Genomic DNA, 22,369 nt, shown 5'->3' on the forward strand with positions numbered 1-22,369 from the left:
TTTCTTCTTCATGCTCATTCTTCATTACATGGTCAAAAATTCAGCTACAGGTCCTAATACGATCACTGGTAAAAAGGTTAACGCACCAATCAACAGAACAACCCCGATGAGGATGGCTCCAAACAGCTTGTTGTCCGTGCGCAGTGTACCCGTCGTCACCGGGGTCGGTGCTTTGGCATTCAATGAAGCCGCTACAGCCAGCAATGCAATCATGGATACATATCGTCCAAAGAACATAACTGCTCCGGTCGTTACGTTCCAAAACACGTTGTTATCTGCAAGACCTTCAAACCCCGAACCGTTATTTGCCGCAGATGATGCATATTCATAAAGCACCTGAGTCAACCCGTGGTATCCGGGATTAGAGACTGCATCGTATCCCCAATGGCTCATAAACGCAAGCGCAGTTGGAGCGAGAATGAGAAACGGATGTACCAAAATGGCAAGCGCAATCAGCTTCATTTCCTTGCCTTCAATTTTCCTGCCCATAAATTCCGGGGTTCTTCCAACCATCAGTCCACATATAAACACCCCCAGAATCGCATACATCAGCATATTCATCAGCCCGACGCCCTTGCCGCCAAAAATGACGTTTAGCATCATTTCTCCCAAAGCAGCCATACCACCTAGCGGGGTCAGTGTATCATGCATATTATTGACCGAACCTGTCGTTGCCGCCGTTGTGACCGTAGTGAACAATGCCGATTGTCCAATGCCGAAACGAACCTCTTTCCCTTCCATGCTTCCCTGAGATGCATCCATCCCTAGTGCCTGGATTAACGGATTACCTGTCTTCTCCGACACATATGTAATGGATAGAAAAATAAGAAACAATACTATCATCGAGCTGAAAATAATCCAGCCCTGCTTACGATTACGGGCAAACAATCCAAAAGTATACGGCAGCGAAGCCGGCATTACCCACATTGCCAGAATTTCCAGTACGTTCGTCCAAGGACTTGGATTCTCAAAAGGGTGTGCAGAATTAGCTCCCGCAAAACCGCCCCCGTTCGTGCCCAAATGCTTGATGGATTCCAATGAGGCAATAGGTCCCATAGCAATCTGCTGCTGTGTACCGCTTAAAGTCGTAATATCCGCTGTAGGCTGTAGCGTCTGTGGTACTTTTAGTCCCACCAGCACCAGCGTAAGTATAAAGGCAAGCGGCAGGAAAATCCGTATGTTGGCTTTAATAAAATCTTGAAAAAAATTACCCAGCCCTTCACCGCGCCGCGTCAATCCCCTCATAAAAGCCGCAGCAACCGAAAACCCCGAAGCAGCCGAAGTAAACATCATCATCGTGATGAACGCCATCTGTGTCAGATACGTAAGCCCGCTCTCACCGCTATAATGTTGGAGATTCGTATTGGTCATAAAGCTGATTACCGTATTAAAGGCCAGTGTTGCTTCCATATTACTGTTTCCAACCGGATTGCCCGGGAGTATCGCCTGCAAGCGCAATAGCAGGTAGCTGATCCCCACAAGCACCACATTGGTTGCAATGAAACTCATAGCATACGTGGTCCAACGCATGCTGTCCTGTTTCTTCAAGCCTACAGCCTTATAAATCAGCTTTTCCGTCCCACCAAAAATCCGATCCGTCCGATTCGGTTCATTCGAAAATACGTGATACATATAGGTACCCACTGGCTTAACCAAGAGCAGCAATATGACGATCACAATTCCAATTTGCAGTAGCTCCATCCTCTATTCCTCCTTAAAATGCTCCTGCATTTGGAACAACAGACCTGCTTCAGACCATCCATTGAGTGCACACGTTTGCGAAAATGTGCCCCTCTGATGCTTCATTCTTGATCTGCTGTTCCCGCCTGCTCGATCCTATAGTTGACTAGAACTTTTCAGGATTCAGGAGTGCGTAGATTAAATACACGAACACAATAACCGTGAGCCCTAGCACAACGATCATCTTCTTCGCCCTCCTTTTGAGGTCTGCGCATCACACCAGCGTATAAACAGTAATATCACTCCATAACTCACAGCCATTACGAGCAGCATGTATAAATCCATCATGTTCCTATCCTCCGTATCGCTCCTCAGATTGTCCTTTTGATTCCATCATAAAATCATAAACCAGCTATGTTATAAGTGCTTATCCGTTCAGCAGGAAACCCACCTCTCCGTTCAATGTGTAGATCACATGGTCCGCTCCCAATCCCCGATAAATTCCTTGCGGATTACAGCCGTGCGTAATAACATAGATCGATTCTGATGTTAGTGGCCGACATATTTGCAGGAAACGGCAAGTCAAATTCAAGCTGTTTTCGAACAAATACACACTCCCAATTTCTTTACTAGGAAAATTCCATTTTCCCGCTTGCATCGTATTGATGCGCACAATGTGCTCCACACCCATTTTTTTGAGCTGTCGTTCCTCCTGAGTGCTATTTGTGAGAACTGCAAACGCCAATTTTTTGAACATAAGCAATTTCACAAAACTTCTGCCCGCTTCATTCGGTGCAGTGACAATAATTAACCGACCTTCCATCAGTAGCTCCTCTCCCGGTATAAAAAGACAACAAAAAGAAGCCGAAGGAAAAAGGCTTCCTCCGGCTTCATACATTCCATGATAAAATAAACCATGGCTGCACACGGCGGTTTGTTGCCTCTCCCTGTACGCTTACGAGGTTAGCTGTCGGATTCGGACGTGAGAGTCGCCCTATTTACGGCACTTGACCGGAAAATTCACCCCATGAGACACACGGCTTTCAAAGCCGTACATACTCGTTGGTTCCCCCGTTTTTGCAACTGCAAAATTCAGCGCTTTAGACAATTCGTTGTTGCTTCATTGGTGTTAATTTGAAATTACGTCTTGAATCATACACCCGTGCAAGGAAGACTGTAAAGCTCAACGGCGGGGCTATAAACCACCCTTTAGAGCATAGGAGATTAAGAATAACGCTTACAAGGCATCTATGCTTCTCGTATCTCTTTAAAACTCTGTATTTCACCCCTTTTTGAAAATGAAAGGCATGTCAATATTGGCGTAGGGTATGGCTTAGTTACTCCTTATTTGCAAAAAGGAAAGAAAATACGCTATACGTGCCAGATAATTACCGATTGAACCCGTTTTTATGAGAAGAAACACCTCAATTAGCTCCATTTGAAGTGCGATTTACCGTTTTGAACAAAAGACGATTTTACAATGGTCCAATGCCCGTATACTCTTCCGGACTTGCAACCCCTTGTTGAGTTGCTTACAATTTAATTGCAGAATATTGAATGAGGAGGGATATCATGAGCGTATATAAATATGATGCACAGACCCTACAAGGGGTACAAATTCCGTTATCCACATACGAAGGGAAAGTTCTACTTATCGTGAATACTGCCAGCAAATGTGGGTTAACCCCCCAGTACAAGGCGCTACAAGAGCTATATGACCAGTATCATGAACAGGGGCTCGAAATTTTGGGATTTCCCAGCAACCAGTTCGCCAAACAAGAGCCGGGCTCCAGCGAGGAGATCTCTGAGTTTTGCCAAATCAATTACGGTGTGACCTTCCCCATGTTCGCCAAGACAGATGTCAACGGTGATCAGGCACATCCTCTATTTCGCTACCTGACCCACACTGCTCCGGGAGTATTAGGCTCCAAAGCGATCAAATGGAATTTCACTAAATTCTTAATTACACGAGAAGGTAACGTATTTAAGCGTTATGCGCCGCAAACCACTCCAGATAAGCTTATAGGAGATATAGAGAAGCTTTTGCGGAAAAACTGACATCTTTCTTCATTACAGTTAACGAGCGGTCCGCTGTCCATATGACCGCTTCTGTAACAGAATGATATAACGAAAAATATTTAACAAAAAAAGCACCCCTTCACGTAAAACGTGTCAGGATGCTTTTTCAACTGGGTATTACACATAATGCGGTCGAGAGGACTCGAACCTCCACGGGCGTACGCCCACTACCCCCTCAAGATAGCGTGTCTGCCATTCCACCACGACCGCATGTCATAATGTATTGAGGCAACAGATTTATTATACTCTCTCAGCAACAATTTGTAAACAATAATATTATAATTATTTTTAGTGTAACTTTATATAACATATAGAAGCAATAAAATTATTTAATTTGACATGAAAGAGCTCAAAGTGTAAATATATATTACATAAATAATTGAATTATTATTATATAAATAAGATTAGAGTCAAATAAACTGACACAAATATTCACCTCAAGGAGGCGAACCATCCTGCATAAAGGTAACCGATTGCTAAACTACGCATTGTTGTTGGACCCTTCCCTACCCATTGGTGGTTTTACCCGTTTCTACGGACTGGATGAACGTTTCCGTAACGGAAACTTGAACAGTCTACAGGATCTGAAACATTTTATGCGAGACGATTGGTATCCTCAAATTACAACCCTTGACGGCATGGCCATCAAAAGTCTGTATGCAGCCATCCAGCAGAATGACGGTTGGCGGATCGCCCTTATTGATAAAATGCTGTACACCCAACATCCTTCCTCGCAGTATGTGAAAAAATCGCGACTTTCTGGCCAGCGTCTGCTCAAGCTCACCAAGGCTCTTTATCCTTGGCTTGCATTTGACCAACTGGAAGACACACTCACTCAATACAATGCAATTGGCACACTCGCTACTGTCCACACTTGGATTAACTTCCTTCTCGGAACCGATATAGAACAGACCATTCACGGCTATTTTGCCACAGCGGTATCCTTCTGTATCGAAGATGCCTTCAGACTGCTCAATCCTCCTTACGAGGAGAAGAATCCTCTTATCGATCACATGACCAGCGAGTTGCTCACCACCTGGAAGAAATTTAACGAACCTACGCCAAGCTTATTTCAGCCTCACCTTTTCCATAGCCATCAGACCAGTTCCTACATCACTCAGCCACCCTATATGAGCCATAGTAGCCAATTGAATGCATCCAGGCCCTTTTCCTCCTCCATCCTATTCAAACGCCTTCCAGCCTCCCTCTGATGCGTCGTTTTACCAGTCTAGCAGTCACAATAAAAATACTCTGCCCTTTTCTCAAGCGGCAGAGTATTTTTAATTCATGTATCCAAATTCATACCACTCACAGACTATAGTCGGATTATTTTCACTTTTTGCACTTAATTAAGTAATTATTTTAATAAAATAACGCATTTAAGATTGTATAAACACGTATAAAAGTGTATCATAGTTTTAGATGGTTAATTCTAACATGTTTACTGATGATTATTATATCACACCAATTATTCTGCAAGAATCCGTAAGGGGCGATTTCTCTTGAACAACAAAATGCCTGTCACCTCCTTCGGGTGGGCCATCAAACAAAGGCTTGTCGAGCTTCGACTGGATCAGAAAACATTTTGCGAGACACACAATATCCCGCCTTCACGCTTGTCCAATCTGATTCACGGCACCCGTAAAGCACAAAGGTACAGAAAACAAGTTGCTGCAATTCTGAATATCGACGATAACGATTATAAGGAGGCGACACCACACTAAACCCAACAACAAGCATTCCAGCATCCGACGCGCCGCCATATTATCAGGAAATCAAATAAACCCGTAAACCGAACCCCTTAGTCCGTTTTACGGGTTATCCACCCAGGCGTTTAGCCATAGATTATTCAAGTTTCGCTTTGTTCTTCTCCCTTTTTTGCTTACGGTATTTCGCAAATTCAACATATTCTAAAATAAAGTTCTGTTCTTCTGTCTCAAGATCTTCAGCCTGGCAATTCAATGGCCCCATCACCCCAAAAAAATAAGCAGCCTTCTGCTCCTGAAGCACGCCTTCCCCCGGCTTAATTCCTTTCATCAACCAGTCGAGCGATACATTAAAAAAGTCCGAAATCTGAATCAAATGGGCGGTACCTGGCGTTGTTTTTCCTCTTCTCCAATCACCGAGATTCCCTGAGCTGATTTTAAGCTTTTCACAAAATGCCTTCTTGGTCATTCCCCGATCCTTAATTAAAGCTTCAATCCGCTGATAAATAGTTTGATCTCCCAAAACGTTTCCCCTCCGACACTGTAGCTTTTTTCTAATTATTTTTCAATTGTACACATTAGAACATCCTTATCAAACCTCACAGCAAACATTAATCAGTAGTTGAATTATGCTGGTTTTTCTCTTTACGAAAGCGGGTAAATTCAATATACTCAAGTATAAAATCTCTTTCCGCCTCACTTAGCGATTCCCCCTGGCAATTCAGTTGCCCTGAAGCTCCAAAAAAATAAGGGTCCTGCGACTCCTTTAGTACTTTACTCTGCACATCTCGACCCAGCATAATCCAATCCAGACTAGCATTAAAAAACGAAGCGATTTCAATGAGTTTATTCGTGCCCGGTGTCGTTTTTCCTCTTTTCCAATCTCCAAAGTTTCCTGTACTAATGCCCAACTGCTGGCAAAACGCCTTTTTCGTCATACCTCGTTCCTTAATGAGCTCCTCAATGCGTTGGTAAATAGATTGCATAGAAGTTCCTTCCTCCCTAGCAGGCTCTCCAAATAACGATATCATGTACCCTGTTCCCATTTCAAAGATCACGTATGCTAAAATTACCGAATTATGTATGTTGGTTTTCATTATACCACAATATGCAACAAAAACCGCCTGTTTTCCGAAGAAAGGGCGGTCTTTAAGTCAGTTCGCTTACGCCAATCAATCACGTAGCAGAGTTGTCGATTTTAAGTAAAATCTGCTTCAATTCGTTCAACGTTTCACTCAAGTGCAATAATTCTTCTTCTGGCAGATACACCAGTCTCTCTTGAATTTTATTAGAGAAGGTATGAAATACCTGTTCACAAAAAGCGTCGCCTTCTTCTGTAATGGCTACGTTCACGACTCTACGATCCGAGTCACACGATTGGCGGTCAGCCAACCCATGCTCCACCAGCTTATCCAGAAGAGGAGTCATATTCGGGCGTGAGACATTAAGTTGTTTGGACAAATCGGATACTGTAGACGAACGCACTTCACGCAGAAGCATGAGCACCTGAAAGTTATTAGGCGACAAATGCAATGGAAAATCAAGCGGACCGTAGGTGAAAAATTTCTTCTTCACAATCGGAAACAAGCCCAAAATATTTTCTGATATATTTCCTAACAGTTGAGTGTCCATATTTTTCACCGTCACTTCATAAGTTTATATATTTATTATTCTATAACATTATGGCGTCATATTATACTATGGAATCATTATTTCATCATAATCATTGTTTAATTGCATCAATGCACAAATAAAAAAAGCCTCTAACGCGAGAGACTTTTCCGTTTATTCCATTGATGCGGTCGAGAGGACTCGAACCTCCACGAGCGTACGCTCACTACCCCCTCAAGATAGCGTGTCTGCCATTCCACCACGACCGCATAACAAAATATAAATGGTGAGCCATGAAGGACTCGAACCTTCGACACCCTGATTAAAAGTCAGGTGCTCTACCAACTGAGCTAATGGCTCATGCTATTCATCCAAGCTGTCCGCCATTAGACCAGACCTCAGGAATTCCCCTTAAGCATGCAACATGTAGTCTATAAAGACAACAATGACCCGTAGGGGATTCGAACCCCTGTTACCTCCGTGAAAGGGAGGTGTCTTAACCCCTTGACCAACGGGCCTTATTAATGTACACCAACTTGGCGACAAGAAAGAGTATATCAAATAGAATAGTAAATGGCAATACTTATTTTTAAAAATTTTAAAAAAGCTATTTTATATAATTATAAAATGCATGTTCACTTACATTAACTTATCTATAATCATCTAACCCCTGAAAAATCATGATAAATGATTGCAATATCACTTATATTTACTTATAATCACTTACGAGATACCGAAATGATTATATATCAGAGGAGCTTTCTATGTATCAGGAAGAACGAATGTTAAAAATCGTTGATTACTTACAGCTTCACAAGCGTATTTCGGTGGATGATATTTGTGAAATTTTTAATGTTTCACGGGATACGGCCCGTCGAGACCTGGTAAAACTTGAAGAGCATCAAAAAATTATTCGCACCCGCGGCGGCGCCCTACTCCCTAAACTGCATCACGATCCAATTGGAAATTATAACGAAAGACTACTTACTGTATCAGAGGAGAAACAAGTGATCGGACAACTGGCTGCCAGCATGGTACGAAATAGGGATCGTATTATATTAGATTCCTCGACCACCGTACAGGCGTGTGCAGAAAGACTGAATGTGCAGGAATGTTCGGTTATCACCAATTCAATTAATCAGGCTGACGTACTATCTGGAAAAGACGGTGTCTCCATTCATCTGTTGGGAGGCCGCCTGCAAAAAGAGCACCGATATGTATATGGCTCGTCCGTAATCGCCACTTTGTCTCACTATTTTGTAGACAAAGCTTTTATCGGGATTGGAGGCATATCAGCTCACGGACTAAGCCTGATTCATGAAGAAGACGGTATGCTGAAGCATCAGATGATGAAACAGGCGGATCAGGTGATCATCCTTGCGGACCATTCGAAATTCGGAATCAATTTCCCCTATCGTTTTGCTGATTTGTCTGAAGTTAATATCGTGATCACCGATCGCTTGCCAGAACCAGCAATGCTGGAAATTTTGCAACATCATGATATTGAAGTTGTTGTCCCCTCATAAATTTGAAGCCAATTGCTCTAACTAGAAGCAATATTTGTATAAGAGAGAGATCAAAAGACAGGAGCTGGAGAGAAATGAAACTGTTTGCGATTGATATGGATGGAACGCTACTGAACGAGGAAGGAAAAATAAGCAAAGCAAATGCAGAGGCAATCCGCAAGGCACAGCAGCAAGGTGTTCAAGTGACAATTGCCACTGGCAGAGCCGCTTATGACGCCTGGACAAAGTTAGAGGAAGCAGAGCTGGTTACTCCCGTCATTGGAGCAAACGGCGCCACTGTACACGATGCGCATCGTCGCCAGTTAACCTCTACTCCTATGGGCCGGAGCGAAACATTTGAAGTGCTGAGCTGGCTCGAGGGTAACGACTTCTACTATGAGGTCATGACAGACCGGGCCATTTATTCTCCACAAAAGGGACATCAGCTACTTGCTGTTGAAATGGACCGTTTGCTGAGCGCCAACCCAGATATTTCACTGGATACTTTATTACATGCAGCTGAAAAGCAATATGAACAGACCGGGCATACCCGCATCGCTTCATATGAGCAGATTCCACTGGATGTAGAGATATATAATGTGCTCTGTTTCTCCTTTGATCAAGCCAAATTGGAATGGGGGCGTGAACGTTACCGAGATTTTCAAGGTCTGAACATGGTCATTTCCTCAGATCGTAACTTTGAAGTCGAGCATAAGGATGCGTCTAAAGGTAATGCATTGCGCTATCTCGCGAATCATCTGAGCATCCCCATGCAGGAAGCGGTAGCGATCGGAGACAGCTATAACGATATTTCCATGCTGACGATGGCTGGGAGAGGTATCGCCATGGGCAATGCAAAAGACGATATAAAGGCAGTCTGCTCCGACGTTACCCTGACCAATGTGGAAGATGGCGTTGCTCATGCTCTGTTGAACTTACTCAAAACCGTCAAGGCTGACACTGTGAAATAGAAGGGATTGGCTGCTACGTTACTTAAAAAGCAGATCTAAACGAAAAGGACGCTCGCAAGCATCATTACCATGCATACGAGCGTCCTTATTCTACTTAAAATACCAACGGAGAGAGAGGGATTCGAACCCTCGCACCGCTTACGCAGTCTAACCCCTTAGCAGAGGGTCCCCTTATAGCCACTTGGGTATCTCTCCATGGCTCCCCGAACAGGACTCGAACCTGTGACAACTCGATTAACAGTCGAGTGCTCTACCAACTGAGCTATCAGGGAACATTACTGTAAATTATCATACAGTATGGTTAATTTACCATGAATCAGGGGGTTACGTCAAGTGTCAACAAGCGAAGTTTACCTCCACATTTTCCACAGCGATATCGCTGTGGGTTCATTTTACGCTTGCGCATATACTCCTGTTGACAGGAAACACACACCAGCTTGTAACGATAAGGCTGAGGTTTTCTTCCCACTCTTCCCGGCAGAGTCTGACAATGCCTGCTCCCTCCTACACGGGCCAGCCATGCTTTGAAATCAGCATCACGATGCTGATAGCCCATTCCGCGCAGATGTAGATGATAATGGCACAGCTCATGCTTTATTATTTTTTCCACTTCAGAGCGTCCATAAGCGGCGAGTTGATGTGGATTAATTTCAATATGATGACTTTTCATAAAATATCGACCGCCTGTAGAAGACAGGCGCGAGTTAAAGGTGGCTTGATGCTGAAACGGCACGCCAAAGCTCTCCAGCGAGATGCGCTCTACCCATTCTTGAAGTTCTTTATTACTCATGGAAGGGTTCATTGAATTGCTCAGAGACTCGGACTCCATCTTTATGGTTTCCCTCCTTTGCTCCATACTGACAAGCATATTATAAAATAACGGCCGAAGTCTAACCCTGGTTCATTAAGCACACTTTAGGTATCCACCCCATATGCTAAACATACAGATGTAACGCAGAGGAGGAGATCGGCTTGCCTCAATGGCTTAGTAACCAGCTCATGCGGGCCTTTTACAAGAAGGACCGACGCCAAATTAGACTGTTGAATGATTGTTGGTTTTTTTATCATAAAGCACCTGGTATAGAATTTGATGCCAACAACGGATAGAATCAGAAACATCCAGAAATGGAAAACCGGAGTCTCCGATATGATTCGGAGATTCCGGCTTTTTTTATACCCTCACAAAATGTCATATAGCTTTATTTATAGCACTATGCCTGTGCATCTGCGGGAGGTTTCATGGTCAGACCTACCCTGCCTTTTTTCAAATCAACATTCAACACCCACACCGTTACGTTATCACCAACAGATACAACATCCATCGGATGCTTAACAAAACCACTGCGCAGCTGTGAAATATGAACCAGACCGTCACTTTTAATACCGATATCAACAAACGCACCAAAATCAATGACATTGCGGACAGTTCCTTGAAGTTCCATACCCGGTGCCAGATCCTCGATCTTCAACACGTCCTTGCGGAATACAGGCAATGGCAGCTCGTCACGCGGGTCACGCCCCGGCCGCTGGAGGCTGTCCAAAATATCCCGCAATGTTGGCACACCAACTTCCAGCTTCGCTGCCAACTGCTCAATATTAGACACATTCAGCGCTTCTGTCGCAGCTTTCGAACCCAGATCATGGGCACTGATGCCCAGTTCCGCCAGCAGGCGGTCTACGACAGCATACGATTCAGGGTGGATCGGCGTGCGATCCAGTGGATTTTCGCCACCTGGTATACGGATAAAACCAATGGATTGCTCGTAGGTTTTTGCACCAAGACGCGGCACCTTCTGCAACTGACGACGGTTGCTGAATTTACCGTTTTCCTCACGGTACTTAACGATGTTCTTAGCAATGGTCGCGTTGATCCCTGCTACGTAGGACAGCAGCGCCGAAGAAGCTGTGTTCACATCCACACCAACGTGGTTAACAGCCGATTCTACAACGTCCTTCAAACTTTCATCCAGATGTTTCTGCGACACATCATGCTGGTATTGGCCTACACCAATGGCTTTCGGCTCAATTTTGACAAGCTCAGCCAGCGGGTCCTGCACACGACGCGCAATAGACGCCGCACTTCGCTCAGCTACGTCCAAATCAGGGAATTCTTCCTGTGCCAGCTTGGAGGCAGAGTATACGCTCGCACCTGCCTCATTGACGATCAGATACGCGAGACTGCTGTCACCAATATCCGCGATAACTTCGGCTACGAATTGCTCTGTCTCACGTGATGCAGTTCCGTTACCAATGACAATCAACTCGATATCGTATTTGGCAATCAGCTGTTTGAACGTTTCTGCAGCTTCACGTTTCTTGTTGTTTGGCGGTGTCGGATACGTCACAGCCACTTCCAGCAGCTTGCCTGTGTCATCGACAACAGCCAGCTTGCAGCCTGTCCGATAGGCTGGATCGACTCCAAGCACACGACGCCCCTTAATCGGAGCCTGTAGCAACAGGCTGCGCAAATTGCCTGCAAAGATAGAGATGGCCTGCTGCTCGCCCTTCTCTGTCATTTCAGCACGCACTTCACGTTCGATAGATGGCGCGATAAGCCTTTTGTATGCATCCTCAATGACACTGCGCAGCAGGTCTTCCACCACAGACGATCCTTTAATCACTTGACCTGCCACATAAGTGTAAATGGAATCTGGCGCTACCTCCAAACCAACCTTAAGAATACCTTCCCGCTCCCCGCGATTAATCGCCAGAATACGGTGAGGTGGCATTTTCTTAGCCAGCTCACGATAGCTGTAGTAATTTTCATACACAGACTCTTGCTCGGTGTCCTTTGCTTCAGAGGTCAACATTCCATGATCCAGCGTATATCGGCGCACCCATTGGCGAATAGCCGCATCATCAGCTATATTTTCGGCCAAAATATCCATGGCTCCTTGGATGGCGGACTCAGGGGTTTCGACTCCCAGCTCAGCATTCACATAGGATTCAGCTTCTTTCAAAGCATCACCCTGCTTCGGCTGACCCCAAATCCAGATGGACAGCGGCTCCAACCCCCGTTCCTTTGCCACACTGGCGCGAGTCTTGCGCTTTTGCCGATATGGACGGTACAGATCCTCCACTTCCTGAAGCTTAACCGCAGAAGTGATAGCAGCCTGCAGCTCTTCAGTCAGCTTGCCCTGTTCATCAATAATGCGGATGACCTCTACCTTACGATCCTCCAGATTACGTAAATACAGCACACGATCTTCAATTTCACGCAGCTGATTTTCATCCAGCTCTCCTGTCATTTCCTTACGATAACGCGCGATAAAAGGAATGGTATTTCCTTCATCCAATAAACTGATCGTTGTCCGGATTTGCTTGAGTGCCAGCGACAGCTCTCTCGCCACTTGTTTGACAATCCGTTCTTGGCGTTCTGCTTCGTTCCGCTCCTGCCCAATTTCCGTCTTCATTTCCTCGTTAGACAAACCTATCCCTTCTTCCTCACAGCTCTTGTCATACATCATGTCTTTTATTATCACAAAAAATGATTCAAAGCGCCAGCAGGTGACGTAAAAGCAAGCCCTACCTGTACTTTTCTTCGGACATGCAAAAGGACAGCGCTAGAGCGCTGTCCTTTCCCGTTTCACTCGTCGTTCCATCATACTAAAAATCAATCAAACCGAGACTGATCTGTAGCGAGTCGCTCACTTTGCGCATGGTTTCTTCATCCAAATGGGTGATTTTGTCGGTAAGCCTTTGCTTGTCGATTGTCCGGATTTGCTCCAGAAGAACAACAGAATCACGATCAAAGCCATGCGTCGCCGCGTCGATTTCCACGTGTGTAGGCAGCTTTGCCTTCTGAATCTGTGCAGTGATGGCTGCTACGATCACGGTAGGGCTAAACCGGTTGCCGATATCATTTTGAATGATCAGCACAGGTCTGACGCCACCTTGCTCGGAACCGACTACGGGTGAAAGGTCTGCAAAAAAAACGTCGCCGCGCTTTACGATCAATATGGATTACACCCCGCTAACTGTACGGCCCAAGGTGCTGTTTGCATCTTCCTCCGCGTGAAAGGCTTCGGATGCCATGGTCAGGTTAATTTTAGCCATTTCCATGTATCCACGCTGCATAGCTTCACGAATGTAACGTTTTTTACGTTCACCTACATAAAGCTTCATTGCCTGCCTGATAAATTCACTGCGGTTGGAATTTTCCATAGCTACGATCCCGTCCACTTCCTGCAAGAGATGATCTGGCAAACTGATCATTATTCTTTTGGTGTTCTGCAAATTGGCCAACTTCTCTTCCACCCCCAAAACCTTGTCGCCATTGTACCATTATAACGTTATTCCCGGTAATTTATTCAAACGGAATATAAGAGAATGTATATGATATTCGTATATCATCTATGCTGCATTCCATTATAAACTACGCAGTTCGTTTTCGTACAGGCGTTTGATCCCCGAAATACAAGTGTCAGCGGAGCCTAATGCGTCTTTTGACAGTTATAGCGCTCTTTTCTTTCCTTTGTACATATTTCGGGACGTTATACGAAAACTCCTGCTTTTATCCGGTAATTTGCGTTATGAAATTAATTCCAGCGGGTTGGAAGAAGTGAGTTCACCCGAACGACAGGCACATGATTTCGCATGTAAACACGCGGTACCCTGTTTGCGATCATGCAGATCACCTCGTAGTGGATCGTACCAAGCTTGGATGCCAGCTCGTCCGCCGCAATCATTTCGCCGGACTGCTGGCCGATGAGAACAACCTCTTCGCCGTTTTGAATTTCTTCCGCATCCTCTGCGAAAGATTGTAAGGATACCATACACTGGTCCATGCAGATCGTACCGAGTACAGGGACGCGACGACCGCGTATCAACACTTCAACCTTCCCACTTAGCATGCGAGAATATCCATCCGCATAACCGATTGGCAGTGTGCCGATCCGCTCTTCACTAGAGGTCACATACCGGGTACCATAACTAACTCCCCATCCAGGAGGAAGCGTCTTGGTATAAACCACCGCCGTCTTTAATGACAATACAGGCAACAGTTCAATGACTTGCCGGTTAACCTCATCAGACGGATACAAACCGTATATACTGATGCCAATCCGCACCATATTGGGGGAAAGGGAAGGGGTATCAATGGTGGCCGCGCTGTTGCCCGTATGTATAATGGGAATAGTAATACCTTGTTCCCTTAGCGCATCCGCCACGCCCCGAAACCGATCATATTGTAGCAGTGTATAGCTTTTATCTTCTTCATCCGCGCGGGCAAAATGGGTGTACATGCCTTCCAGCAGCACCTGCTCTAATTCGTGAGCCTGCCGGACAAAAGCCAAAGCCGCTTCTCCAGGCAGCAAACCGAGTCTTCCCATGCCGCTGTCTATTTTGATGTGCACCTTCAGCTTGCGTTCGCTTCCTTGGCGGTCCAATCTGCGGATACCTTCCAGCACTTCCTCACTAAACACAGTCAATGAGATATCATGCTCCCAAGCTGTTTGGACAGCTTCAGGCGAGGTATAGCCGAGTACAAGGATCGGCAGTTCAATCCCCGCATGACGAAGCTCAAGAGCCTCATCCAGAAAAGCGACGCTCAAATAATCCGCACCAAGGCGTTCCATTTCCTTTGAAATTTCTACGGCACCGTGCCCGTAGGCATTAGCCTTGACACAGACCAGTATCAGCTTATCCGCAGGCAATACCTTGCGAAAGGCTTCATAGTTGGCGCCAAGGTGATCCAGGTTGATTTCGGCCCGGGTCGATCTGTATTGTGCTTGCAAAATCCAGTCACCTTCTTCAATTGTTAGCCTCTAACATAACCTTTTACCATTCGAATGTAGCAAATTCCTTGCTTCCAAAGGTTAATGGTAATGTTCAGAGACGTGGCTGTCAATGGCAGGGGGACTTTGCCAGCCTCCTCTACCATATCTACAATAGAACAGGATATACAAGCGATGCACATCTTAGACTGCGAATGAATAAAAAGACGGATACGGGCGGCAGCAGAGCATTTTACACTCTAGACCGTCTGCATCCGTCTATAAAATTTTATTTACCCGATTGATCCTGTATAGAAGCGGCAATTTGTATCATTTCGCTCACAGGCAGGTCAGCACTGGTGATTCTGAACTCTATTCCATCATTCATCCAGGTCATCGTCTGCTGTTCGCTTCCTGTCAGAACGGCAAAGCTTCCTCCAATATCAACCAGTTCTCCTGCGGAAAGTGCGACCGCCCGATCTTTTGGACGCGCCTCCACAATGGTATAGTTATACGTTCCGCTATACCGCAGCATCACTGCATGTGTACCATTATCCTCCAACTCCGGCGTATCCTTAATCTGTACTCCGGCTGGCGTGTAGGACGGTTCAATCAAGCCGAATTCACCCAATACAGCTTCTGCGGCATCCGTTCCTGCTGACGTTCCGGTTGCACCATCCGCTGTGCTCGGTGTTTGTTGCTGCGCCTCTGCGTTAGCTGCTGCTTCCGGCTTGGACGTATCGCCTGTGACAGCTCCGTCGCTCTTCGCTTCACCAGACGGTTGCTGAACATCGTTGCCTACGGTTCCCTGCTCTTGTCCAGATCCACTGGATGTCACGCCAGTCGTCCCTTCTAACGTACCGGAAGAATCGGGCAAACCGCTGGAATCGACTGCCCCTGAAGATGGCGATCCCTCGCTACCAGCACTCGTTTTTCCGGAAGCCATATTCCGTTCCATATCAAAGGAATCTTTGTCAAACTTCGTATCAAAAGCGAATTGATCGAATTTCAGATCGACAACCACCTTGGCATTCGCATCAGATACCTGTACCTGAGTAGGGGCATAGTTGTTTTTGGATAGCCAAATCTTTTGCCTTACCAGCGCATGACTGTTGTAGTTCGCGGCCACATCAAACACATAGGATTTATCATCGGTAGCCAGCTGACGGGAGGCATCACCGATAATGCTGCGAACCAGCGTTTCATATAAATATACCTGACCCTGATTGTTTGGCCAGTCGCTTTTGAAACGGAAACTCTTGTTCAGGCTGGGGGTCAGTACAAATACACCCTCATCATTACGAAGCACAATTTGTGTAACATCCTTTTTCTCGTTCGTCATGGCAATGCGGTAATAGGACGGCTTGCGGTAGGAAATATCGACCTTGTATTCCTGCGGCGTGTCGCCGGTATGCAGCGTCATCAAAGCTGTACCGTGGTAGCTGTTCAGGTCGCTCACCACGTCACTCAAATCTTTAACCACATCGTCTGCGCTCTTCTTGCCGCACCCGGCCAGCAGCAACGTTACACACATGACCATGGCAAGCATCCATGAAATCCGGCGCATGTCATCAACCCCTTCAGCACATGTTTTAAATGAATTAGTACATGTCTATGAAGGACTTGTTCGATTTATGCAGACTGGCATGACAAGCTTGAGCGTATCCTTGTGTAATGCTATAAAATCTTTTGGAGACTAACCATAAATTCATATAGGAAATAAACCGAAAAACCAATCAAAACTACGCCGGCACAGATCGTAACCCACTTGATGGCAGTTCGGTTCATGGCTTTTCGTGTTGTTGCTACGAGGGTCATTAAGCCTAAATCATGGACAAGAATACCAAACAAAATACCTAAGCCAACAATCAAAAATTGACTTGTATTAGAACGATCAAACGAACTTGCCAGCACAGTCCCAAAAACACTTACCCAGAACACTAAATTCCCTGGTGAAACAGCTACAAGCAGCCCATTTTTATAGGAAGAAAATAATGACTTTGTCTTTTTCTCTCCTTCTAGCGCAATATCATGATCCGCATTTTTAATGCTGTCGTACCCTACGTAGCACAAAAATATGGCTCCAACCAGCCACATGATCACCTGTACAACAGGTAAGGACAGAACAGAGGCCAGACCAAAATATAAACCAATAATTAATAACAAATCGATGGTCATCCCCCCAAGCCCAACAATCCATCCATGCATGAATCCATTCTTTAGCCCTTGCTTCGTCATTTCAACCGTGATGGTACCTACAGGTAAGGCTATAGAGAAACCTAGTAAAACATATGTAATAAACAATGCCATTCCAAAACCCCTTTCAAATGTATAAAAACGTTATTCTATACCATAAAAAATGACAAATCAATAAAATTTGAAGTATAAAATGAGCTAGTAACACATGAGACTTATTTTGTACAAAATCGGATGCATTGACCAAGTTTGTCCATTGAGTATTGAGGGTTCAGCGCTTATCATTGCTTTTGTGATAATAATTCTCATTTGCAATATTATGAATCATTCTATTATACGGAGGTTGCTATGATCAACAAGAATTCTACGATTAACAAGAATTCTACGATTAACAAAAAACCTACTCGACAATACACTTCTCTGATCTGTCTATTCTCTCTTATGGGGGCATTGCTGCTGGGGTGCGGCGCATCAGACAACAATCAGACTGCAAACAGCAACACAGCAGCATCAACAAAAACATCGGAAGCAGCCACAACTCGCGCCTACACAGACTATAAGGGACATACAGTAGACATTCCCACGACTCCTGGGCGCATTGCTTACTTCGGAGAAAACTATGGGGATCTATTGGTTTTAGGCGTACAGGCTGTTGGTACATCGACTTCTATGATCGAGGGAAAGATATATGAAAAAAAAGTTCAGAATGTATCGGACCTAGGATTTCCCATTGATTTAGAAAAAACATTGGCTCTACAACCAGACCTAATCATCACCGCCGATACGGACGAAAAACAATACGCAGCGTTATCAAAAATTGCACCTACAATTATGTTCGATACCTTTGCTCCGCTGAACGAGCGTTTGGTACATCTCGGAGACATTGTGAACAAGAAAAAGACTGCTGAAGACTGGCTTGCCCAATATAAAATCAAGGAAGCAGAGATGTGGAGCAAACTTCAGGCGAAAGGTGTAAAACCGGGTGAAACAGCTTCGGTCTTTACCTACTATCCTGGTGACCGTTTGTTCGTCATGGCACGGACAGGCTTGTCGCAAATACTGTATGAAAAAAATGGTCTCAAGCCTACTCCTCTTATTCAGAAAGCACTGGATGAGGACAAAGGATTCGTGCAATTATCACAGGAAGTAATCGGACAATACGCTGGAGATCGGATTTTCATACTGAACAGTCCAAGCTCAGAAGCCCGCCAATCTACCGAACAGTTAATGAAAAGCAAGCTGTGGCTCCAGCTGCCTGCCGTCCAACAGGGACATGTGTACATGCAGGACATTGGTAAAACCGAAAGTGATGCTTCTACTCGAGAATGGCTGCTGGAGGAATTGCCCAAGCTCATAAAATAAGCTCGAAGAAGCTTATCGACATTTGTTGATAGGCTTCTTTTTTGTTGAACCTAAAGGAGGTATACTTATGCATATATGATAACCATTCTCAATAAAAGGAGTATTACACCGTGAATCAGCCTTCTTCGTCTGTAAATTCACCCCCGCCCAACTCACTGCTTTTTCATTTTAAGGAAATTGTGTTGGCTAGTGAGTCCAGTGATGGACTAACATCTCGTCCAAGTTCAGATCACTGTCTGCTTATGTTCATCGGCGGGGCTGGAAGGGTGGATATTGGTCAAGAACAATATGTCTTCCATTCAGGTCATGGGTATTGGTTAACTCCTGGGGGAATCCTATCGCATCGCCCCCTTGGATGGAACTGTACCTGAATACTACAAAATCACGTTCAGAGTCATCGCTATGTCGTTGGAGACACAATCAGACATGACCTTGGCTGAAAACGCAACGGGCATGCCATCCATTTATCTTGGCTCCGTCCTGCCAGAACCGCGTGAATACGTCGTTTCCTCTTCCTCCAAGCCTATTCAGTTGGCTGAAGAGTTATTTTATAGCACCCAACAAACAATACAGCCGCATAGACAAACCACTGCATTGCGTCAGCAAATCATGTTTCAAGAGCTGCTCTTACTGTGGCAGGAAGCCCACGTCCCTATTAAGCATAACGAGGGCTTTAATCCGACATTGCCTGCATCGGTGGAAAGCACCCTTACATATATGGAAAACAACTACGAAAAGCCTATTACCGTCAAGCAGCTTGCCGAACAGGCCAACGTTTCCATATGGCAATACTCCCAGCTGTTTCGCAAAATAACGGGCAAAAAGCCGTTGCATTACCTCACTGAGCTGCGCTTGAACCATGCCAAGCGGCTGCTGCTGGAATGCAAACGGCCTTTACGTGAAATTGCCCGTCAGGTGGGTTTCTCTGACGAATATTATTTTAATCGGCGTTTTAGACAAATGACCGGGGTTCCCCCTGGCCAATATGCGCTATCCGCTCCCGGTTCTATGTGCGTTAAGGATTGGACAGGCCACCAAATTCATATCCCGCGCCAAGCGAGCCGTATCATCTATCATGGAGAAACGATGGGCGATCTGCTCGCGTTAGGAGCCAAAGCCATCGGCGGAAGTCTGCGGCTTAGTGAATCCAGCGTCTATAAACATCGTCTTGGGAACGTGACTGATGTAGGACTTCCGCTAGATACCCGCTTGATCAGCGCTCTTGATCCTGATCTGATTATCATCGCCAACTCGGATGAACAGGAATATGAGCGCGTTGCAAGCATCGCGCCCACCGTCACCTTTAACTCCTTTGCCGCCCTGGAGGAACGGCTGCGTACACTTGGCGCCTGGCTCGGTAAGGAACGAGAGGCCGAACGCTGGTTAGCTACCTTTGCCGCTCGTAATCTGGCAATGTGGAACCAACTCAGTGCGCATATCACAGCCGGAGAAACCGCCTCTGTCTTTATTTTCGATCATGGCGATCGGCTCTTTGTCATGGGCATGTCCGGATTCTCATCGTCCCTTTACCACCCGCACGGCTTCCAACCCGCAGAGCCAATTCGTAAGGTGCTTGACGAGGGACTAGGCTTCGCAGAAATTGATCCGAATGAATTGCCTGATTACGCCGGAGACCGCATTTTTATGCTCGTCCCTACAGTACCAGACTCCAAGCATGCGCTGGAATGCATGCTCAACAGCCCTCTCTGGCTCAGCCTCCCTGCTGTATGTCAAGGCCGGGTATATTTCGTAGAAGCAGACCGCTGGAACTGGAGTGATGCCATGACTCGGCAAAAGCTGCTCACTGCACTGCCCAAACTGCTCATTCATTGATACTGAAATGCTGCTATTTTTTCTAAAAATGCTACATGAGTCCTTGAATACTCCCATCTGCCTCCAGCGACATATGCTCAGCTGCTGGAGATTTGGGCAGTCCTGGCATCGTCATGGTATTACCTGTTTCCACGACTACAAAGCCTGCGCCTGCAGACAATGATACGCTGGACACGTGAATGGTGAACCCCTCTGGCGCACCTAGCAAGGAAGGTTGATCTGAGAAAGAATACGGCGTTTTGGCCATGCATACAGGCAGTTGTCCAAAACCAAGCTGCTCCATACCCGCCAACGCCCGTTTGGCCGCAGGCGTGTAAGCCACCTCTGCCGCACCGTAAAGCTCCTTGGCAATGACACTAATTTTCGCTTGCAAATCAAGCGTATGATCATATAGCGGTGCAAAATGTGCTTTGTCCTCCTGAAGTAAGTTCAGCAGGCTTTGGGCCAATTTTTCTCCCCCTTGGCTTCCCTGCGCCCATACTTGTGAAAGCTCTGCGGGTACACCCAGCTTGCGGCATTCCGAGAAAATCAAATCCAACTCGGCTTCGCTGTCTGTTACAAAATGGTTAATCGCCACCAGTACAGGCACACCAAACTTTTGCAAATTCCGTACATGTCGGCTCATATTGGCTAATCCGAGTTGCAATTGCTCCAGATTTTCCGCATCCACCTCATGTTTAGCTACACCGCCGTTATATTTCAGCGCTTTGGCGGTTACAACCAGCACAGCCGCATCCGGCTGCAAGCCGGACTGGCGGCACTTGATGTCAAAGAACTTTTCCGCTCCCAGCTCAGCCCCAAATCCCGCCTCTGTGACGACGACCTCTCCCAGCTTCAACGCCAGCTTTGTCCCCATCAGGCTGCTACATCCATGGGCAATATTAGCAAAAGGTCCACCATGCACAATAACCGGAGTGCCCTCCAACGTCTGCACCAGATTAGGCTTTAATGCTTCCCGAAGCAGCACAGCCATAGCTTCCACCGCGTGCAGCTCCTCTGCTGTTACCGCCTCACCGGCTTCGTTATATCCAATCACCATTCGACCCAACCGTACTTTAAGATCGTCCATATTTTCACTTAAGCATAGTACCGCCATGACTTCGGAGGCCGAGGTGATCAGAAAGCCGCTTTCTCTTACCGCTCCATTCCCCGTTCCCAATCCAGTTACAATACTTCGCAAGCTCCGATCATTCATATCGACTGCCCGTTTCCACACAATTCGGTCTGGCTTCAGCCGCAAAGCATTTCCATGGAACAAATGGTTATCAATCATCGCTGACAGCAAATTATGCGCAGCTGAAATGGCATGTATATCCCCTGTAAAATGCAGATTAATGTCTTCCGCCGGAACAATCTGGGCCTGTCCTCCCCCGGTTGCTCCCCCTTTCATCCCAAAGCAAGGCCCAAGAGACGGCTCACGCAGTGCAGCAACGGTTTTATGCCCCATCGTATTTAGGGCCTGTGCCAGCCCGATGGTTGTCAGTGTTTTTCCTTCTCCAGCCGGAGTGGGATTCATCGCCGTAACCAGCACCAGCTTTCCATTCGGACGATCCTTTAACTGCTCCCATAGAGATGGATTCAGCTTCGCTTTATATTTGCCATACGTCTCCAGATGCTCTTCTTCAATTCCTGCTTCTTTGGCAACATCAATAATCCTCTTCATCCTTCGTTATGTACCCCCCGTTTTATAAGTCTGAACAATGGTGTCAAAC

At 45.9% G+C, this 22,369-nt stretch carries 23 protein-coding genes, 6 tRNA genes and 1 riboswitch; of the genes, 9 read left to right on the forward strand and 20 right to left on the reverse strand.

Translation table 11 applies throughout. From position 1 onward, the window contains the following. Window positions 1-24: 24 nt before the first annotated feature. The 3 genes from kdpA to C0638_RS01405 all read right to left on the reverse strand — a co-directional run bounded on the left by kdpA (window position 25) and on the right by C0638_RS01405 (window position 2,503). Window positions 25-1,701, reverse strand: a complete 1,677-nt coding sequence (gene kdpA, locus C0638_RS01395) for a potassium-transporting ATPase subunit KdpA (RefSeq protein WP_058711854.1) — start codon at window positions 1,699-1,701, stop codon at window positions 25-27. 145 nt (window positions 1,702-1,846) lie between these two features. Next, window positions 1,847-1,924 (reverse strand): K(+)-transporting ATPase subunit F, encoded by a 78-nt coding sequence (gene kdpF, locus C0638_RS26120; RefSeq protein WP_080567893.1) that lies wholly within the window; start codon window positions 1,922-1,924, stop codon window positions 1,847-1,849. 183 nt (window positions 1,925-2,107) lie between these two features. Further along, entirely contained in the window at window positions 2,108-2,503 is a 396-nt protein-coding gene (locus C0638_RS01405) for a hypothetical protein (protein WP_025679877.1), read from the reverse strand. 113 nt (window positions 2,504-2,616) lie between these two features. After that, window positions 2,617-2,788, reverse strand: a riboswitch (cyclic di-AMP (ydaO/yuaA leader). A gap of 464 nt (window positions 2,789-3,252) precedes the next feature. Between C0638_RS01405 and C0638_RS01410 the strand changes: the two genes are divergently transcribed. Beyond that, window positions 3,253-3,738, forward strand: a complete 486-nt coding sequence (locus C0638_RS01410) for a glutathione peroxidase (RefSeq protein ID WP_025679876.1) — start codon at window positions 3,253-3,255, stop codon at window positions 3,736-3,738. 148 nt (window positions 3,739-3,886) lie between these two features. On the opposite strand, the gene C0638_RS01415 is transcribed toward C0638_RS01410, so the two are convergent. Continuing rightward, window positions 3,887-3,969, reverse strand: a tRNA-Leu gene (locus C0638_RS01415). Between the two features lie 263 nt (window positions 3,970-4,232). On the opposite strand from C0638_RS01415, the gene C0638_RS01420 reads away from it, so the two are divergent. Both C0638_RS01420 and C0638_RS01425 read left to right on the forward strand, forming a co-directional pair. Continuing rightward, a complete protein-coding gene (locus C0638_RS01420) occupies window positions 4,233-4,970 on the forward strand; it encodes an urease accessory protein UreF (protein ID WP_013369936.1) in 738 nt (245 codons plus the stop codon). Window positions 4,971-5,261: 291 nt separating this feature from the next. Next, a complete protein-coding gene (locus C0638_RS01425) occupies window positions 5,262-5,483 on the forward strand; it encodes a Rha family transcriptional regulator (protein WP_013369935.1) in 222 nt (73 codons plus the stop codon). Between the two features lie 121 nt (window positions 5,484-5,604). Here C0638_RS01425 and C0638_RS01430 read toward each other — a convergent pair whose 3' ends face one another. The 6 genes from C0638_RS01430 to C0638_RS01455 form a co-directional block, all read right to left on the reverse strand. Continuing rightward, a complete protein-coding gene (locus tag C0638_RS01430) occupies window positions 5,605-5,988 on the reverse strand; it encodes a helix-turn-helix domain-containing protein (RefSeq protein ID WP_058711855.1) in 384 nt (127 codons plus the stop codon). 88 nt (window positions 5,989-6,076) lie between these two features. Continuing rightward, a complete protein-coding gene (locus tag C0638_RS01435) occupies window positions 6,077-6,451 on the reverse strand; it encodes a helix-turn-helix domain-containing protein (protein ID WP_013369933.1) in 375 nt (124 codons plus the stop codon). 190 nt (window positions 6,452-6,641) lie between these two features. Further along, window positions 6,642-7,097 (reverse strand): MarR family winged helix-turn-helix transcriptional regulator, encoded by a 456-nt coding sequence (locus C0638_RS01440; RefSeq protein WP_014599548.1) that lies wholly within the window; start codon window positions 7,095-7,097, stop codon window positions 6,642-6,644. 165 nt (window positions 7,098-7,262) lie between these two features. Then, a tRNA-Leu gene (locus C0638_RS01445) sits at window positions 7,263-7,345 on the reverse strand. Between the two features lie 15 nt (window positions 7,346-7,360). After that, window positions 7,361-7,436: transfer RNA gene (locus tag C0638_RS01450), tRNA-Lys, on the reverse strand. An 86-nt stretch (window positions 7,437-7,522) separates the two neighbouring features. Continuing rightward, a tRNA-Glu gene (locus tag C0638_RS01455) sits at window positions 7,523-7,594 on the reverse strand. Window positions 7,595-7,840: 246 nt separating this feature from the next. Here C0638_RS01455 and C0638_RS01460 point away from each other — a divergent pair. Beyond that, on the forward strand, window positions 7,841-8,602 hold the full coding sequence (locus tag C0638_RS01460) for a DeoR/GlpR family DNA-binding transcription regulator (protein WP_025679874.1): 762 nt from the start codon (window positions 7,841-7,843) through the stop codon (window positions 8,600-8,602). A 74-nt stretch (window positions 8,603-8,676) separates the two neighbouring features. Then, window positions 8,677-9,552, forward strand: a complete 876-nt coding sequence (locus C0638_RS01465; RefSeq protein WP_013369930.1) for a Cof-type HAD-IIB family hydrolase — start codon at window positions 8,677-8,679, stop codon at window positions 9,550-9,552. A 106-nt stretch (window positions 9,553-9,658) separates the two neighbouring features. On the opposite strand, the gene C0638_RS01470 is transcribed toward C0638_RS01465, so the two are convergent. The 3 genes from C0638_RS01470 to C0638_RS01480 all read right to left on the reverse strand — a co-directional run bounded on the left by C0638_RS01470 (window position 9,659) and on the right by C0638_RS01480 (window position 10,381). Beyond that, window positions 9,659-9,747 (reverse strand) — tRNA-Ser (locus C0638_RS01470). 1 nt (window position 9,748) lies between these two features. Continuing rightward, window positions 9,749-9,824: transfer RNA gene (locus tag C0638_RS01475), tRNA-Asn, on the reverse strand. 44 nt (window positions 9,825-9,868) lie between these two features. Continuing rightward, the gene (locus C0638_RS01480; RefSeq protein ID WP_013369929.1) at window positions 9,869-10,381 is read right to left on the reverse strand and encodes a SprT family protein; all 513 of its coding nucleotides are present in this window, start codon (window positions 10,379-10,381) and stop codon (window positions 9,869-9,871) included. Window positions 10,382-10,524: 143 nt separating this feature from the next. Here C0638_RS01480 and cmpA point away from each other — a divergent pair, with 143 nt between their 5' ends. Continuing rightward, window positions 10,525-10,659, forward strand: a complete 135-nt coding sequence (gene cmpA / locus C0638_RS01485) for a cortex morphogenetic protein CmpA (protein ID WP_013369928.1) — start codon at window positions 10,525-10,527, stop codon at window positions 10,657-10,659. A 104-nt stretch (window positions 10,660-10,763) separates the two neighbouring features. On the opposite strand, the gene C0638_RS01490 is transcribed toward cmpA, so the two are convergent. The 6 genes from C0638_RS01490 to C0638_RS01515 form a co-directional block, all read right to left on the reverse strand. Beyond that, window positions 10,764-12,980: a Tex family protein gene (locus tag C0638_RS01490; protein WP_199771164.1), complete on the reverse strand. Its 2,217-nt coding sequence runs from the start codon at window positions 12,978-12,980 to the stop codon at window positions 10,764-10,766. A 178-nt stretch (window positions 12,981-13,158) separates the two neighbouring features. Then, window positions 13,159-13,509 (reverse strand): type II toxin-antitoxin system PemK/MazF family toxin, encoded by a 351-nt coding sequence (locus tag C0638_RS01495; RefSeq protein WP_007429335.1) that lies wholly within the window; start codon window positions 13,507-13,509, stop codon window positions 13,159-13,161. Between the two features lie 6 nt (window positions 13,510-13,515). Further along, window positions 13,516-13,797, reverse strand: coding sequence for a CopG family ribbon-helix-helix protein (locus C0638_RS01500; RefSeq protein WP_007429334.1), 282 nt, complete (start codon window positions 13,795-13,797; stop codon window positions 13,516-13,518). Window positions 13,798-14,090: 293 nt separating this feature from the next. Then, window positions 14,091-15,287 carry an alanine racemase gene (gene alr, locus C0638_RS01505; protein ID WP_058712319.1) on the reverse strand — a complete coding sequence of 399 codons (1,197 nt, stop codon included), beginning with the start codon at window positions 15,285-15,287 and terminating at the stop codon, window positions 14,091-14,093. Between the two features lie 268 nt (window positions 15,288-15,555). Further along, complete coding sequence (locus C0638_RS01510; RefSeq protein WP_013369922.1) at window positions 15,556-16,833, reverse strand: outer membrane lipoprotein-sorting protein; 1,278 nt, start codon at window positions 16,831-16,833, stop codon at window positions 15,556-15,558. Between the two features lie 110 nt (window positions 16,834-16,943). Further along, window positions 16,944-17,576 (reverse strand): LysE family translocator, encoded by a 633-nt coding sequence (locus tag C0638_RS01515; protein WP_058712320.1) that lies wholly within the window; start codon window positions 17,574-17,576, stop codon window positions 16,944-16,946. Window positions 17,577-17,810: 234 nt separating this feature from the next. On the opposite strand from C0638_RS01515, the gene C0638_RS01520 reads away from it, so the two are divergent. From C0638_RS01520 to C0638_RS01525, 3 genes are all read left to right on the forward strand, one after another. Next, on the forward strand, window positions 17,811-18,824 hold the full coding sequence (locus tag C0638_RS01520) for an ABC transporter substrate-binding protein (protein WP_058712321.1): 1,014 nt from the start codon (window positions 17,811-17,813) through the stop codon (window positions 18,822-18,824). 110 nt (window positions 18,825-18,934) lie between these two features. Further along, window positions 18,935-19,195 (forward strand): hypothetical protein, encoded by a 261-nt coding sequence (locus C0638_RS25490; protein WP_233902266.1) that lies wholly within the window; start codon window positions 18,935-18,937, stop codon window positions 19,193-19,195. 55 nt (window positions 19,196-19,250) lie between these two features. Continuing rightward, window positions 19,251-20,657: a helix-turn-helix domain-containing protein gene (locus tag C0638_RS01525; protein ID WP_233902267.1), complete on the forward strand. Its 1,407-nt coding sequence runs from the start codon at window positions 19,251-19,253 to the stop codon at window positions 20,655-20,657. Window positions 20,658-20,688: 31 nt separating this feature from the next. On the opposite strand, the gene C0638_RS01530 is transcribed toward C0638_RS01525, so the two are convergent. Continuing rightward, window positions 20,689-22,320 (reverse strand): formate--tetrahydrofolate ligase, encoded by a 1,632-nt coding sequence (locus C0638_RS01530; RefSeq protein ID WP_058712322.1) that lies wholly within the window; start codon window positions 22,318-22,320, stop codon window positions 20,689-20,691. Window positions 22,321-22,369 lie beyond the last annotated feature (49 nt).

Source organism: Paenibacillus sp. lzh-N1 (assembly GCF_002872435.1).
Taxonomy (GTDB): Bacteria; Bacillota; Bacilli; order Paenibacillales; family Paenibacillaceae; genus Paenibacillus; species Paenibacillus polymyxa_C.

Excerpts from the sequence above, each read along its gene's own strand:
- C0638_RS01435 (WP_013369933.1), bottom strand. The coding sequence starts at position 6,451 with ATGCAATCTATTTACCAACGCATTGAGGAGCTCATTAAGGAACGAGGT.
- C0638_RS01405 (WP_025679877.1), bottom strand. The coding sequence starts at position 2,503 with ATGGAAGGTCGGTTAATTATTGTCACTGCACCGAATGAAGCGGGCAGA.
- C0638_RS01525 (WP_233902267.1), top strand. The coding sequence starts at position 19,251 with ATGACCTTGGCTGAAAACGCAACGGGCATGCCATCCATTTATCTTGGC.
- C0638_RS01510 (WP_013369922.1), bottom strand. The coding sequence starts at position 16,833 with ATGCGCCGGATTTCATGGATGCTTGCCATGGTCATGTGTGTAACGTTG.
- C0638_RS01480 (WP_013369929.1), bottom strand. The coding sequence starts at position 10,381 with ATGGAGTCCGAGTCTCTGAGCAATTCAATGAACCCTTCCATGAGTAAT.
- kdpA (WP_058711854.1), bottom strand. The coding sequence starts at position 1,701 with ATGGAGCTACTGCAAATTGGAATTGTGATCGTCATATTGCTGCTCTTG.
- C0638_RS01465 (WP_013369930.1), top strand. The coding sequence starts at position 8,677 with ATGAAACTGTTTGCGATTGATATGGATGGAACGCTACTGAACGAGGAA.
- kdpF (WP_080567893.1), bottom strand. The coding sequence starts at position 1,924 with ATGATCGTTGTGCTAGGGCTCACGGTTATTGTGTTCGTGTATTTAATC.
- C0638_RS01460 (WP_025679874.1), top strand. The coding sequence starts at position 7,841 with ATGTATCAGGAAGAACGAATGTTAAAAATCGTTGATTACTTACAGCTT.
- C0638_RS01520 (WP_058712321.1), top strand. The coding sequence starts at position 17,811 with ATGATCAACAAGAATTCTACGATTAACAAGAATTCTACGATTAACAAA.
- C0638_RS01515 (WP_058712320.1), bottom strand. The coding sequence starts at position 17,576 with ATGGCATTGTTTATTACATATGTTTTACTAGGTTTCTCTATAGCCTTA.
- C0638_RS01440 (WP_014599548.1), bottom strand. The coding sequence starts at position 7,097 with ATGGACACTCAACTGTTAGGAAATATATCAGAAAATATTTTGGGCTTG.
- C0638_RS01530 (WP_058712322.1), bottom strand. The coding sequence starts at position 22,320 with ATGAAGAGGATTATTGATGTTGCCAAAGAAGCAGGAATTGAAGAAGAG.
- C0638_RS01410 (WP_025679876.1), top strand. The coding sequence starts at position 3,253 with ATGAGCGTATATAAATATGATGCACAGACCCTACAAGGGGTACAAATT.